This is a genomic window from Photobacterium proteolyticum, assembly GCF_001939735.1.
Taxonomy (GTDB): domain Bacteria; phylum Pseudomonadota; class Gammaproteobacteria; order Enterobacterales; family Vibrionaceae; genus Photobacterium; species Photobacterium proteolyticum.
The window spans coordinates 25,570-39,158 of record NZ_MJIL01000049.1 but is presented as its reverse complement, the minus strand read 5'-3'; the positions used below and the strand labels follow the sequence as shown (position 1 = coordinate 39,158).

The window sequence follows — 13,589 nt, the reverse complement described above, 5'->3', positions numbered from 1 at the left end:
TCCCTCGTGCCAACTTTTTATATTGGACGTAATAGTAGGTCGAAAGATGACAAAACAAAAACTAGGACTCGCGAGTATAGTATTGCTCGGGTTTAACTCTATCATTGGCTCTGGAATATTTTTATTACCTAGCTCTTTATATCAATTAGCCGGTGATTGGTCTGTTGCCCTTATTCTTATTACTGCAGTCATTGTCGCTACCATCGCATTTTGCTTTGCTGAAGCATCAGGCTACTTTAGCCAAAATGGCGCAGCCTATGTTTATACCAAGGAAGCCTTTGGTCCTTTTGCCGGTTTTGAAGTCGGTTTTCTAAAATGGATGATGCAATGTATTGCTTGGGGCGTAATGGCCGTAGCACTTACTAATATTCTTGCTAATACATTTGGTTTCGAAGAGAATCAAATGCTACGTAACGGGATTATTATTAGTATCGTCGGCTCACTAACCATATTAAACCTTGCTGGTGTCGGCGCTGCGAAATTAGTTAATAATATCTCCACATTAGCGAAAATGGTGCCTTTGGTATTATTAATTGTTGGTGGTGTATGGTTTATTAATCCAGAATTCATCATGCCGACTATCTCTTCTGCACCAGCAGAAACGGCAGAGCATTCACTTTCATTTGAGACTCTAGGTTCAGCTTTGATCCTTTGTTTCTACGCTTTTACCGGATTTGAAACATTCGGCACTGCCGCAGAAGATATGGATAATCCAAAGCGCAACCTTCCTCTTGCCATTATTATCGTGATCCTTGCCGTAACAGTATTCTATGCTGCAGTTATGGCTGTCTCTGTCGGTATCCTAGGCCCTGATATCGCCAACTCTTCTGTACCATTAGCTGATGCCGCAAAAGTGGCGTTCGGTGATGCGGGTTTCTATATGATCACCATCGGCTCAATCATTTCGATTGCCGGTATTAATGTTGCCGCTTCGTTCCATATTCCACGTGCGTTACTACCACTAGCTGACGACAAAATGATCCCAGCCGTGTTTGGCCGTAAGAACGACAAAGGCATTCCTACCGTGGCGATTATTGCCTCAGGCTTGGTAACTATCCCTATTGCCCTTTCTGGCTCATTCACGACTCTGGCAATGCTGAGTGTCGTAACCCGATTTGCACAGTACATCCCTACCTGTATTGCTGTTCTCAAGTTCCGCCAACGCTTTAAAGATGACGAAAGCACTAAGAAAAACTTCCGAGTACCATTCGGCCCGATTGTCCCTGTGGCAGGTGTCTGTATCTGTCTCTGGCTGCTAGCCGACCAGAGCATGACCAAGATCCTTGTTGGTTTGGGTGCCATGGTACTGATTTCACCGCTTTACTTTATCGCTCGTAAACGTGCCGCAGAGCAACACGTAGAACCTGCAACTACCAAAGCGTAACCCACTCGTAAACTTGGCCAGAGCCCTGGGCTCTGGCTACTACCCGGACATAATAGATGATGAACACAATTGAAATTGTTAATGCATGGCATCAGGAAATTACCACATGGCGTCATACGCTGCACAGCATGCCAGAGGTAGGGTTTGAACTTCACAACACATCTCAATATGTCGCGAACAAACTTGAATCCTGGGGCATAAGAATCGATCGCAGCTTCGGCCAAACCGGTATTGTTGGCATCATTGACGGCACGTTGGGCGAGGGAAGAACCATCGCCTACCGCGCAGATATGGATGCCCTGCCGATGCAGGATCAAACAGGCCAGCTATATGCCTCCCAGAATCCGGGAATGGCCCACGCCTGCGGTCATGATGGTCATATGGCCATGCTACTGGCCACTGCCCGTTACTTTTCTGAAAATCGGGATTTCCGAGGCCGCATCATCTTCTTATTCCAACCAGCCGAAGAAATCGGTGCCGGTGCCAAGGCCATGATGGAAGACGGCCTGTTCGAGCAATACCCTTTTGACGAAGTGTACGGCTTCCATAACATGCCAAGGTTACCAGAAAATACTATCTCGCTGCGCTACGGCCCAATTACTGGCGCTGGTGAAAAGTTCCGCCTGATTGTAAGAGGCTGCAGCGGTCACTCCAGTGTTCCACATAAATGCATCAATCCAATCACTATCTCTGCCAAGATCATCACGGCATGGCAGTCCATTGTGTCAGAGTGCGTACCGTGCTCTGAAATGGGCGTGCTTGCCGTGACGAAAATCATGAGTGGTGAGGTGTTCAACTCTATACCTGAATCAGCCGAAGCCGGCGGTACAATTCGCTTCTACGAGCGTGAAGTCGGCAAGACGCTGCGCCGCAAAATGCAGCTGCTCGCCAGCTCAATTGCTGAAGCCTACGATGCGGAAGCAGAGGTACTGTTCGAAGTACTATGTCCGGCGACAGTGAATACCCCTGAACAAGTTGATTGCGTCATTGACGTTGCCAAACAAACCGTCGGGGCAGAAAACCTCAATACCAATGTCGAGCCCAGTCCGGGGGGCGAAGACATGGCATTTTTCAAGAAAGACGACAATATTGGTGCCTGCTTTTTTATGATTGGTTCAAAGGGCACCAACCTCCATACCTGCGATTTTGATTTTGATGACAGCATAATTCCTCTCGGAGTCACCATGCTGTGCCGAATCGCAAAACAACGCTTAGTGTAAAAAGGTTAATTATGAAAACAATGCTAAAAACATCCCTACTTTCCCTTGCTCTGGCAGTTGTACCAACATCAGCAGCCTTCGCCGATGTCATCGACTGGTCTAGCGACGAAGGGATCTCTCGCCTTGAACAATCTCACTTCAAGAAAGATTTCTTCAAGCTGGCGAACTTTTACGATGCACAGGATAATAAAGTCTACTGCGGTGTTGCCTCCACCAGCATCATAATGAACGCACTCCGCGTACGCCAGAACGTAACAGAAATCCCGCTGGATGAATCAACGATTGCACCAGAAGACCGGGCTTACTTCCCTCAAGGAGACTGGAGCCCGTTCTACGAACGCTATACTCAAAATACAGTTCTGGGTCATAGCGCGAAGACTCGACTACAAATCATGGGGCAGCCTGTCTCTGAAGGTGCTGGCCCAGATTACGGCTTACAGCTAGATCAAATGACGGATCTAGTGACATCTAACCACCTAAAAGTAAAAACAGTATTCGTCGATAATCTGGACAGCAAGGCGACGATGAAAGCCGAGCTGGTTCATGCCCTGGAAACCAGAGATCAGTATGTTGTCGTTAACTACTCACGTAAAACACTTAACCAGCCAGGATCGGGCCATTACTCACCAGTTGGTGCCTATGACAAAGCATCGGACTCTTTCCTGATCATGGATGTATCGAATGCCAAGGCAAATTGGGTCTGGGTCGACAGCGATCAACTATTTGACGCAATGGCAACGATGGATACAAAGCGCAATCGCGGTTACCTGCTGATCAGCGAAGGTCTTAAGGGCTAATTGCTAACCGCTCCGGCAGGCTCCCCCTCTGCCGGAGTTAACCTAGTACGTTACAACATTCACTAATAAATCGAGCTAATCCTCCACTTTCCCATAACTTGACTCTCCTACCGACATCGAAAGGAAAGCCACTCTAATTCGCATTTATGCGACTACCCTTTTCGCTGTAAAGGCCCTTACATATTGAAAGAACAAGGTTCTCAACTATGTTTATACGAATGTATTGCCACTTCGTATTAAAGGGTTGTCTATGAGATGTATATTAGTTTCATTGGTCGCTGTTAGTGTTACCGCAGGGGCACTCGCCTCAGAATCAAAACCGGCGACCCAGGCGACCATTGAGGCGAACCAAGCTTTATATAAAGCCTTACCATTTCAGGACAAGAAAGACTTTGAACGTGCGCAAAAAGGATTCATTGCCAAACAGGACGTAGTTACCATTAAAAATGACCAAGGGAATGTAGTCTGGGATCTTGAGGAATATAAAAAATACATCACTCAGGACGCCAAGAACCCCGATAGTGTCAATCCTAGTTTGTGGCGAAACGCACAACTCAATCTCATTAACGGGTTGTTTAAAGTCACTGACGGCATTTATCAGATCCGCGGTTATGACTTATCAAACATCACCTTTGTAGAAGGTAAGTCAGGCTGGATTGTATTCGACCCTCTTATTTCACAAGAAACAGCCCGCGCCGCCTTGGATTTTATCAATGCCGAACTGGGGGAGCGCCCTGTCACTGCTGTTATTTACAGCCATAGCCACATAGACCACTTCGGCGGCGTCCGTGGAATTGTCGATGAGGCTGATGTTGCCGCCGGCAAGGTTCAAATTATCGCCTCTCACGGTTTCACTGAGCACGCGGTATCAGAGAATGTCATTGCAGGTAATGCCATGGGACGACGCGCAATTTTCATGTATGGCGCGTTGCTTCCTCGTAACGAGCAAGGCGGTGTTAATGGCGGGCTTGGGCAAACCACTTCAACCGGCCTAGCGACGTTAGTAAAACCCACCCTGATCATCGAAAAAACGGGCGAAGAACATATTATCGACGGTGTGAAAATGGTGTTCCAGTATACGCCGGGCACCGAGGCGCCGACTGAAATCAACACATGGTTTCCAGAGAAAAAAGCGCTCTGGATGGCAGAGAACAGCACTAACACAATGCACAACATCTTAACTCTGCGCGGCGCACAAGTACGTGATGCATTAAAATGGTCTTATTATTTAAACGAAACTATCGAGCTGTGGGGCGATGAAGTCGCAGTAAAATTCCAGAGCCATCACTGGCCCATGTGGGGGCAGGAAGAGATAGTCAATTACTTCAAGCTTCAGCGTGATATGTACAAATATACGCATGACCAAACGGTTAGGCTGATGAATCAAGGCTACATTGGCTCTGAGATTTCCGAGATGATTCAGTTCCCGAAAGAGATCGAGCAAAACTGGAGTACCCGTGGTTACTACGGCACACTGCGCCATAATAGCCGTGCCGTTTATCAGCGCTATATGGGCTGGTACAGCGGTAACCCTTCGGATCTCAATAATCTCCCCCCAGCAGATGCCGCCGCTAAGTACGTGGAATATATGGGAGGCGAAGAATCTGCTATTGAGAAAGCTCAGAAGGACTTCGAAAGCGGAAACTATCGTTGGGTAGCCGAAGTGATGAAGCATGTGGTCTTTGCTAACCCGGAGAGCAAAAAAGGGAAAGCACTACTCGCAGACTCCTATGAGCAACTTGGTTATCAGGCGGAATCTGGCCCTTGGCGTTCTGTCTATTTACAGGGAGCCTATGAATTACGCAACGGCACCCCGTCAGCTGGGGGAACCAATACCGCCTCGCCAGATATTATCAAAAACATGCCCCCCGAAATGTTATTTGATTATTTGGCGGTAAGACTGCTTCCTGAAAAAGCAGCCGGTAAACAATATGCTATAAACATTGATTTTACTGACCTTGACGAGCAGTACACACTGTATATCGAGAATTCCGTTCTCAACCACACAACGAAATTAAGTGACAAGCCAAATGTCACTCTCACGTTGACCAAAGAATCCTTAGACAATATTCAGCTGGGTATCATCACACTGGAAAAAGCCATTTCCAGTGGAAAGATAAAATTGAAAGGTGATAAGGAAGCCTTCAAAGATTTTGTGGGGATGCTGGATAACTTCAACTTTTGGTTCAACATTGTTACTCCATAGGAGAAACAGATGAAGCCAATATTTTGGTTGATACTATTAAGTCTGGCCTCTCTGGGAGCAAATTTCTCTGTACAGGCTTGCTCTTATGACGGGCAGTTCAATAATCCCTTCACCGAGAGCTTTCCGGGCTCAATTGATGTGGCGATAGCAACACAAGAGGCGCTTGAGCACAGACACCTGGAGGCTATTGAAGAGCTGGAAGGGCAACGAGGATTAAGGCGTGCGAGCTGGTGGCTCAAATTAATGGTTAAACAACATAACAATGAGCTTGAGTCTGTTGCATATATATATCTGGTGGACAGCCATCTTTGGTCCAGGATGACATCAGATAGCAGTGTAGATATTCACTCATCTCCGACATCATTAAACCAAGCGTCTGTGTTGTTACTGAGTGAAGCTACCCTGAGTGCCCTTGTTCAGAACAAAGTCGATTTCAAGAGCGCGATTGCACTTGGCATCATGAAATTTTCTAGCTAGCAACAAGATTAAAAACAACTAAATTCAATGGCTAGAGAGTCCCCCCTCTAGCCATACGATTTTTAAATTATACGAACAAACCGACAATAGTGGCGTTCATCAAGTTAGCCAATGTTGCAGCAAGCAGTACTTTCATACCTATTTGGCCGATAACACCTGCTTTGGTCGGGATCATTTTACTCAGTGCACCACATACCATGGCGACAGAGCCGATGTTGGCAAAACCACAGAGTGCAATCGTCATAATGGCCGTTGAGCGCTCGGTCATGACGATCTTGCCCATATTGGCGAAGGCAACAAACTCATTCATAGCGATCTTTTGACCCAGGAAAGATCCGGCAATGGATGCCTCTTCCCATGGAATACCGATCAGCCAGGCAACAGGTGAGAATAAGGTGCCGAGGATCATATCAACCGACAACCCGGTGATATTGACCATTTCACCGATTGCGTTCAGGCCGCCGTTTAGCAGTGCCATAAGACCGATACAAGAGATGATCACCGCACCAACAATAGCGGCAATGCCTACCCCGGCAATCGCCCCTTTAGCAACCGCATCGATAAAACTGGTCGGTTTCTCGTCATCAGGTAACTCAGGCACCTCATCGATAGTAACTTCTGTTTCAGGAATGATCAGCTTGGCAAACATCAGGCCAGCAGGTGCAGACATGAAACACGCCATAATAAGGTAGTTAAGCTCAACCCCCATACCGGCAAGTCCCGCCAGAATAGAACCCGCAATGGATGACAAGCCGCCGACCATCACCGCAAAAATTTGCGAACGGGTCAGAACACGGTGATAAGGTTTCACCAGCAAAGGGGCTTCCGTTTGGCCTAAAACGATATTACCGGCAGCATTCATGGATTCCGCTCGTGAGGTACCCAGTACCTTTTGCAGCCCGCCGCCAATGATATAAACGAACCACTGCATAATACCAAGGTAATAAAGCAATGACGTCAACGAGGCGGTAAAGATAATTTGCGGTAATACCTGCAGCGCCCAGACAAAACCAATGCCATCAACACTGAAATTCACCAGGCTGCCAAAGGCAAACTGAATCCCCTCTGCGCCATAGCCAAAGACATTGCCAACCGCGTTAGATATAGACAGTAATACCCCGGCCCCCATCTCGGTCGCCAACACAAAGAAAGCCACCACCAGAATAATTGCAAACGCCCCGGCAACAGCACGCCAGCTAATGGCTTTACGGTTTTCAGAGAAAATAAACCCGATGCTCAGCAGCGTAATAATACCTAGTACAGACTGAATCATTGTTATTTCCCTACTAACGCGTTGACGGCATTCGTAACTTGCAGGGCATGCGCCTGCGCCAGATCGAGTGTCTTGGCTTTATCGCCGCCCTCATTGGGATCAGCATTCAGCTCGAACGTCACAATCGTATCGACAATATCCATTTCTGCGGCACGGAACGCATGCTCGAAGGCTTTCTGGTAGTTGCCAAACGGCATGAAGTTAAAACCACTCTCGCTATAGGAGTCCGCTGTTGCACCGGCGGTTATTGAGAAAACAAGTTTCTTGCCCTTCAGCTTGCTGCCGTAGGGACCAAAGGCAAAGCCATAGGTAAACACGTCATCAATCCACTTTTTCAGTACTGCGGGAAAAGTGCTCCAATACAAAGGAAACTGAACAACAATCACATCAGCCCTTAACAGCGCTGCCTGCTCTTCTTTAATATCACCCTGATACACAGCCAGATTGTGAATTAGCCAATCCGTAGCCTGCTGATAGTGCTTGTAAATAGCCGCGTTGGCTGTTGATGCCTGTAGGTCTGGATGTCCGTCGATAACGAGTACATTCATAGAGTGATTCCTATAATCAAATTAAGCCGGATTGGTTGTTATCATCTTCTGTCCGGCTTGTATTTATCCGCTCAATAGATGCTGATTATAAAATCTCCAGAAGCCGCAAAGAGAGGACATTTGTCCCTCCCCAATAGAGGCAGTTCATACAATTGATAATGGTATGGAAATTCTTGAAAACGATTGGAAGCTGGTGACTGCAGGGCTAAACCTATCTGGCAAACGACACATCGGCTCACAAAAAAACAGCAAATTCACCAAAGAGTTATGGTAATTCATGAGTTTAACTTCATAATAAGAGTACGTTTTTCTTACCCCGACCACTTTAAATAAGGTATGACTAATGACGTGGCAATTAAACGATCTCCTCCCTGTACTGTCTGAGCATGACGGCTGGGAAGTCAAAGAGCATGACCAAACACTTGTTATCCGCAATGAAGATAACATCGACGCATACCTTGCCGTTGCCGGCGAACAGATCCTGGTAGAGGTGTTACTGTTCCCGCACCAGCAGGTCAATAACATTCATGCTTTGAATGATCTAATCTTGCGTACCCACAAAATGTTCCCGCTCTCGACCATTGGTATCAATGAAATTGGCGGCGAAAGCTACTATGTCGCTTTTGGCTCACTTTCTTCTCAGTCAAAAGCCGAAAGTATCCTCATTGAAGTTGCTACCCTATTCCGCAATGTCGAAGCCTTCATCGAGCTGTATCAGGATCACCTAACGGAGAGCACATCATGAGTGTATGGAAGAAACTATTTACTGCCATTAAAGGCGGAGCCAACGAAGCGGCAGAAACTATTGCAGACAATCAGGCACTGCGCATTCTCGATCAGGAAATCCGCGAAGCAAAGCAGGAGCTGCGCCGCTCTGACGAAGCCCTTGTCAGCATTGTCGCCAAACGCAAACTGTCTCAGCAGAAAGTCGGTGCTATCAATAACGGTATCGAAGAATACGAAGGCCACGCGCGTGCCGCCATGGACAAAGGCCAGCAGGAGCTAGCCCTGGAGTGCGCCCAGAAAGTTGCCGCTCTGCGCAATGAGCAAGATACCGAGCAGGTGTATCTGGATCAGTTTGTCGCATCAGAAACAAGCATGCGTACCAACATTGCACAAGCCAAAGACAAGCTGCGCCAGCTAGAGCAGCAGGTTGATGTGGTCAAGGCTAACGAGGCGGTGCAAAAAGCGCAGTCTGCCGTATCAGCTACTAATGTCGGTGCCAATGCCAAAATGCATACGGCCGTTGAGTCACTTGAGCGCATCAAGCAACGCCAGGCTGAAAAGTCGGCCCAGCTAGAAGCTGCAGCAGAAATGGCAGAAGAGCAATCAGGCAGCAGCCTTGATAAGAAACTGGCCGATGCCGGCATTACCTCTGGCGGCAAAACATCGGCTGAAGACGAACTGGCTCGTATTTTAGGTAAGTAAGGCTGTTACTTTGGTTTTATTACTGACACACAGTTCGCACTCAGGCAAGCGGAGGTAATCATGTCGTTATGGATTCTCTTTCAGCGGTGGGCGGTACGAAACCTCACCCAACTGAACGGACGAAACCTACTGGTTACCCTGCTTAGCTACAGTGCAATTAGCTGGATACTGTTACGGATTGCCGGTGAACACGATCTTACCCGGTCGTTTACCGACTTTATCTATTACCTCTTCGTCACCGCCTCAACCGTCGGCTACGGTGATATGTCGCCGACCACGACGATAGGCAAATGGGTCGCCTCGCTGTTTGTGATCCCCGGAGGGCTCGGGTTATTTGCCTTATGCGTCGGGCGTGTTGCCAGCGTTTTTATTTACTATTGGAAAAGTGGCCTGCTGGGAAAACGGAGTCTCAAAGTGAACAACCATATCTTAGTGCTGGGCTGGAACGAGCAGCGCACGCTTCACCTGATCAAAATGCTGCAGCATGAAGAAAAAGGCAATCGCCCGATTGTGCTGTGCGTTCGCCCTGAAATTGAAAACCCGCTTCCGGGCGAGGTCGAGTTTGTCCGCGTTACCAGCTTTACTGACAACGAAGGTATGCAGCGAGCAGGAATCGAAGATGCCAGCTGTATTCTAATCGACAACCCGGAAGACGATATTACGCTGTCGGCAGCGCTGTTCTGTGCCAGTAAAAACCCCAATGCCCATCTGCTGGCCTATTTTAACGACGAGGCCCTCAGCAAGTTGCTAAAGCAGCATTGCCCCAATGCCGAATGTATTCCCTCGGTAGCGGTGGAAATGCTGGCAAAAGCAGCGGTAGACCCCGGTTCCAGCGAGCTTCACCATGAACTGCTCAGCACGACTCAGGGAATGACGCAATATTCCGTTACCTACCCTGAAAACGCGGCGAAGACAACGATCGAGGCATTGTTCGCGACCTTTAAGCATCAATACGAAGCCACATTGATTGCGATTGATAGCGGCGACGGTGTCGAACTCAACCCTTCGCTGCAACGTGAAGTTCTGCCCGGAAGCAAGCTGTTTTATATCTCGGACGAGCGTGTCGATGATTTTCAGTGGTAGCACCAATGGTTAACTACCGAAATTAGCATTTAGCCTTTGAGCAGGCGGAAGTTAGTGCTCAGGAGTCATTATGTTTGATTGGTTTAAAAAGAAAAAAACACCGGAAAAACCACGTCCCCAGGCCCCGGAAATCATGGGGCTGAGGCTGGGCGGAGCCTTTGAGTTAGATGACTTGAAGCTGCGCCTCATCGAGCCGGATCTGGTTATCGAAGGTGCCGCACGCACCCAGCTGATTAAAGCGGTGGGCGAAGTTGAACTGGATGAACAAACTCGGATATTACGATACTACACCGATGATGACGGGTTTATCCAGGTTCTCACTCACGGGCCCGGTGAGGCCGACGTCAGCGAGGTCAAACTCTACTATTTCTACGACACCAAGCCGGTCGATACCGAATCAGAATGGAACCACCTGCTGGATAACCAGCTGGTGCAACCAAGCTGGGAGCTCGAAGGGCATACGTTTGAAAAGGTATGGGAAAACAGTCGACCTGTGGTGATGACTGAAAAAACCTGGATCGAGAGTGGTGCCATCAGCGAAACCGATCAATTTGTGATGATTTATGAGCGTGATATCGGCAATGATATTTTTGAATCTGTCTTTGTCGCCGCAGAAGAAAAAATCATCCACAACCGCGCCGAACGCAGTCTGGCTATCAGTACCGGCATCAACCTGACACCGACTGACTTCAAGCTCATTGGCTAGTCAGCCTTATTAACACTTAGGATTTCAAATGGAAGTTTTAACAGATTCACTGGCAGGCCTTGGCGCCTTTTTGCTCTACTTCTCGCTATCTCTTGCTTTCTTGATGCTGTTTAAGGTGATCTATGTTCGCTTTACACCGCATGACGAGTGGAAGCTAGTAAAAGACGGCCAGAATATTGCCGCCGCCATCGGCCTATCCGGTTCTATTCTTGGTTACTGCCTGGCGATTGCCGGCGCGGCAAGTAACTCCGTCAACCTCATCGACTTTGCGATTTGGGGTATTGTGGCGCTGCTTGCGCAGTTAGTCGCCTTCTATATTGTCCGCTTTGGCTTTATGCCCAAAATCGTTGAACGTATCGAAGCAGGGGAAATCCCGGCCGGTATCATGATGGCCGCAACCTCAGTATCAGTTGGCTTGCTCAATGCTGCCTGCATGACTTACTAGGAGCGTCCATCATGAAACGAAGTAAGCAGGTCGTACTCGCAAGCATGCGCAAGAACTGGCGGACCTTCTCGGTGAAGCCGGTATCTGTCGCTTTTGCTGGTGCTGTTCTTTCCGGCTGTAGCGATAACGGCAGTGAGGCCATTATCTACCATACGCTGGATGACTGCATTGACGACAACCCCAACTATAGTCAGGAATGTCGTGCAGCCTATCAAGATGCACTAGAAGAAGCGGAACGCACAGCCCCTAAATACCGTTCGGAATATGACTGTACCGCCGAGTTTGGCATGAATGCATGTATGCAGGCACCCAGCAATAACTGGTACATGCCAGCAATGGCAGGTTTTATGTTTGGCCGTATGATGGACAGAGACCGCGGCTATTATTCTCAGCCGATGTTCCGCTCCTATTATCCGGGCAGCGTCTTCTATGATCGCTGGACCACCGCAGACGGCTACGATTATGGCCGCAGCAGCTATAAAAAAAGCAAGATCCGGGTGACAAAAGACCAGATGAAGCCTAAACTAACTGTCAGCCGGACTATTTCTCGCGGCGGCTTTGGTTCGACCGTATCGGCAAAATCTAGCTGGAGCAAATCATCCAGCGGCAGCAAGAGCTGGGGCGGCTAACCCGCCTTATTGGCACAATTGGCCAACTCAACATTCCGTCGAGCTGGCCAACCTCTTCCTGATTTCTCGTTTCATCCTATCGTCAGTTACTCTGCAAACGGATCGCTAAACATAGGATTGGAGAGAAAAGTCTCGTCGGTCAGGGTATGCAGGAAAGCCACCAGCGCTTCTTTCTCCTCCTGGTCCAAATTCATCCTCACTGGTGCTCCCGTCGGGCTACCATTACGTCTCAGGTCTGGGCTGAGGTTCGGATGCGGCTGTACCCCGCTATTATAAAACTCAACCACTTCCATCAGCGTACTAAACCGACCATCGTGCATGAAAGGGGCACCAACCGCAATGTTTCTCAGTGACGGGGATTTGAAAAAGCCCCCACCGGCACCCGGATCACCGCTGGTATCTGCATCCAAGCCGTTGATATGGCTGCGATCCATCGTATGTGCAGAGGTTTGGTGGCATTCAATACACCCCAGCGAGGCCTGCCTGCCGACAGGAAATCCCGAGAACAGTTTATGACCCAACATCTCCTGCTCAGTGAAGACGGCTTCAAAGTCCGGATCATTCCACTCTCCGGCGGAAAACGCCTGATCATACTTAGACTGATAGGAAACCATCGCCCGGATAAACTGCGCCATTGCCTCAGAGATACGCTGGCTGGTGATCGCCTCGTCACCGAAAGCCGCGGTGAACAATTCCGCGTAAAAACTGGTTTCTGCCAGCTTCACTTCCAAATCAAACAGGTTCATGCCCATTTCAACCGGATCCTGAATCGGCATCAACACCTGCTCTTCCAACGTGGCCGCCCGCTCGTCCCAGAAGAAACTCCTCGGCTCATAATAGGTTGCATTAGTCAGGCTCATCGAATGGCGCCCGGTTTTTCCGCCGTCAAATCCGGTACTGAACTGAGCAGGATCGGTAAAGCCGTGCTGTTGGATATGGCAGGATGCACAGGAAATAGTGCTATTGACCGAAAGCCTGACATCATAGAACAAGACCCGCCCCAGCTTAGCTCCCGCATTGTTCACCGGGTTGGAAAACGGTGTATTATCCTGAGATCTGACATTGCCAAACGGCGATGTGGTCGCCGTGTAATAGCGCGGCCTGGCTTCCAGGTAACGCACATAGTCATGTTCAGCGGTTAAATCGGGTAACGGCAAGCCGTCAATATCCGTTCGCGGCGCAGGCTCCTCTTCTGGCGGTGGATCTGGCGGCACAGGAACCGGCTCTTCCCCTACAGGTGCCCCCCCGGCACCTTCATTACCCTCGCTTGAAGCGACACTGGCACCACCTGCAAAACTGTCGTCGCTGGAATTATCGCGGCATGAAACCACCGTCGTCAGAGCGACGGCCAATAGAATACACACAGAAGTATTCATGATAAACACTCCAACCT

General features: G+C 48.8%; 14 protein-coding genes. 11 read left to right on the top strand and 3 right to left on the bottom strand.

All coding sequences use genetic code 11. From position 1 onward, the window contains the following. Positions 1 to 46: 46 nt before the first annotated feature. The 5 genes from BIT28_RS05565 (at position 47) to BIT28_RS05545 (ending at position 6,084) form a co-directional block, all read left to right on the top strand. Positions 47 to 1,384, top strand: coding sequence for an APC family permease (locus BIT28_RS05565; protein ID WP_075762654.1), 1,338 nt, complete (start codon positions 47 to 49; stop codon positions 1,382 to 1,384). Positions 1,385 to 1,440: 56 nt separating this feature from the next. Then, positions 1,441 to 2,604: a M20 metallopeptidase family protein gene (locus tag BIT28_RS05560; protein ID WP_083651740.1), complete on the top strand. Its 1,164-nt coding sequence runs from the start codon at positions 1,441 to 1,443 to the stop codon at positions 2,602 to 2,604. An 11-nt stretch (positions 2,605 to 2,615) separates the two neighbouring features. Then, positions 2,616 to 3,401 carry a phytochelatin synthase family protein gene (locus BIT28_RS05555; protein ID WP_075762653.1) on the top strand — a complete coding sequence of 262 codons (786 nt, stop codon included), beginning with the start codon at positions 2,616 to 2,618 and terminating at the stop codon, positions 3,399 to 3,401. 250 nt (positions 3,402 to 3,651) lie between these two features. Then, positions 3,652 to 5,607 carry an alkyl/aryl-sulfatase gene (locus tag BIT28_RS05550; RefSeq protein ID WP_075762652.1) on the top strand — a complete coding sequence of 652 codons (1,956 nt, stop codon included), beginning with the start codon at positions 3,652 to 3,654 and terminating at the stop codon, positions 5,605 to 5,607. A 9-nt stretch (positions 5,608 to 5,616) separates the two neighbouring features. Continuing rightward, positions 5,617 to 6,084 (top strand): hypothetical protein, encoded by a 468-nt coding sequence (locus BIT28_RS05545; RefSeq protein WP_075762651.1) that lies wholly within the window; start codon positions 5,617 to 5,619, stop codon positions 6,082 to 6,084. 67 nt (positions 6,085 to 6,151) lie between these two features. Here the strand turns inward: BIT28_RS05545 and BIT28_RS05540 are convergent, their stop codons facing one another. Both BIT28_RS05540 and BIT28_RS05535 read right to left on the bottom strand, forming a co-directional pair. Next, positions 6,152 to 7,357, bottom strand: a complete 1,206-nt coding sequence (locus tag BIT28_RS05540) for a NupC/NupG family nucleoside CNT transporter (RefSeq protein ID WP_083651739.1) — start codon at positions 7,355 to 7,357, stop codon at positions 6,152 to 6,154. A 2-nt stretch (positions 7,358 to 7,359) separates the two neighbouring features. Next, on the bottom strand, positions 7,360 to 7,905 hold the full coding sequence (locus tag BIT28_RS05535; RefSeq protein ID WP_075762649.1) for an NAD(P)H-dependent oxidoreductase: 546 nt from the start codon (positions 7,903 to 7,905) through the stop codon (positions 7,360 to 7,362). 343 nt (positions 7,906 to 8,248) lie between these two features. Between BIT28_RS05535 and BIT28_RS05530 the strand changes: the two genes are divergently transcribed. The 6 genes from BIT28_RS05530 (at position 8,249) to BIT28_RS05505 (ending at position 12,196) form a co-directional block, all read left to right on the top strand. After that, entirely contained in the window at positions 8,249 to 8,650 is a 402-nt protein-coding gene (locus tag BIT28_RS05530) for a DUF2170 family protein (protein WP_075762648.1), read from the top strand. Continuing rightward, positions 8,647 to 9,333: a PspA/IM30 family protein gene (locus tag BIT28_RS05525; RefSeq protein WP_075762647.1), complete on the top strand. Its 687-nt coding sequence runs from the start codon at positions 8,647 to 8,649 to the stop codon at positions 9,331 to 9,333. Before BIT28_RS05530 ends, BIT28_RS05525 begins: the two co-directional genes overlap by 4 nt. Before the next feature lie 60 nt (positions 9,334 to 9,393). Further along, on the top strand, positions 9,394 to 10,416 hold the full coding sequence (locus BIT28_RS05520; RefSeq protein ID WP_075762646.1) for an ion channel: 1,023 nt from the start codon (positions 9,394 to 9,396) through the stop codon (positions 10,414 to 10,416). A 70-nt stretch (positions 10,417 to 10,486) separates the two neighbouring features. Then, on the top strand, positions 10,487 to 11,122 hold the full coding sequence (locus tag BIT28_RS05515) for a YjfK family protein (protein ID WP_075762645.1): 636 nt from the start codon (positions 10,487 to 10,489) through the stop codon (positions 11,120 to 11,122). Positions 11,123 to 11,150: 28 nt separating this feature from the next. Next, entirely contained in the window at positions 11,151 to 11,567 is a 417-nt protein-coding gene (locus BIT28_RS05510) for a DUF350 domain-containing protein (protein WP_075762644.1), read from the top strand. 11 nt (positions 11,568 to 11,578) lie between these two features. Then, positions 11,579 to 12,196, top strand: coding sequence for a DUF1190 family protein (locus tag BIT28_RS05505; protein WP_075762643.1), 618 nt, complete (start codon positions 11,579 to 11,581; stop codon positions 12,194 to 12,196). Positions 12,197 to 12,282: 86 nt separating this feature from the next. Here the strand turns inward: BIT28_RS05505 and BIT28_RS05500 are convergent, their stop codons facing one another. Next, a complete protein-coding gene (locus tag BIT28_RS05500; protein ID WP_245823653.1) occupies positions 12,283 to 13,572 on the bottom strand; it encodes a cytochrome-c peroxidase in 1,290 nt (429 codons plus the stop codon). Between the last annotated feature and the right edge of the window lie 17 nt (positions 13,573 to 13,589).

What these genes read in the sequence shown, in the direction of transcription:
- BIT28_RS05550 (WP_075762652.1), top strand. Translation starts at nt 3,652, where the DNA reads ATGAGATGTATATTAGTTTCATTGGTCGCTGTTAGTGTTACCGCAGGG.
- BIT28_RS05520 (WP_075762646.1), top strand. Translation starts at nt 9,394, where the DNA reads ATGTCGTTATGGATTCTCTTTCAGCGGTGGGCGGTACGAAACCTCACC.
- BIT28_RS05555 (WP_075762653.1), top strand. Translation starts at nt 2,616, where the DNA reads ATGAAAACAATGCTAAAAACATCCCTACTTTCCCTTGCTCTGGCAGTT.
- BIT28_RS05515 (WP_075762645.1), top strand. Translation starts at nt 10,487, where the DNA reads ATGTTTGATTGGTTTAAAAAGAAAAAAACACCGGAAAAACCACGTCCC.
- BIT28_RS05545 (WP_075762651.1), top strand. Translation starts at nt 5,617, where the DNA reads ATGAAGCCAATATTTTGGTTGATACTATTAAGTCTGGCCTCTCTGGGA.
- BIT28_RS05505 (WP_075762643.1), top strand. Translation starts at nt 11,579, where the DNA reads ATGAAACGAAGTAAGCAGGTCGTACTCGCAAGCATGCGCAAGAACTGG.
- BIT28_RS05500 (WP_245823653.1), bottom strand. Translation starts at nt 13,572, where the DNA reads ATGAATACTTCTGTGTGTATTCTATTGGCCGTCGCTCTGACGACGGTG.
- BIT28_RS05510 (WP_075762644.1), top strand. Translation starts at nt 11,151, where the DNA reads ATGGAAGTTTTAACAGATTCACTGGCAGGCCTTGGCGCCTTTTTGCTC.
- BIT28_RS05560 (WP_083651740.1), top strand. Translation starts at nt 1,441, where the DNA reads ATGATGAACACAATTGAAATTGTTAATGCATGGCATCAGGAAATTACC.
- BIT28_RS05535 (WP_075762649.1), bottom strand. Translation starts at nt 7,905, where the DNA reads ATGAATGTACTCGTTATCGACGGACATCCAGACCTACAGGCATCAACA.
- BIT28_RS05540 (WP_083651739.1), bottom strand. Translation starts at nt 7,357, where the DNA reads ATGATTCAGTCTGTACTAGGTATTATTACGCTGCTGAGCATCGGGTTT.
- BIT28_RS05530 (WP_075762648.1), top strand. Translation starts at nt 8,249, where the DNA reads ATGACGTGGCAATTAAACGATCTCCTCCCTGTACTGTCTGAGCATGAC.
- BIT28_RS05565 (WP_075762654.1), top strand. Translation starts at nt 47, where the DNA reads ATGACAAAACAAAAACTAGGACTCGCGAGTATAGTATTGCTCGGGTTT.
- BIT28_RS05525 (WP_075762647.1), top strand. Translation starts at nt 8,647, where the DNA reads ATGAGTGTATGGAAGAAACTATTTACTGCCATTAAAGGCGGAGCCAAC.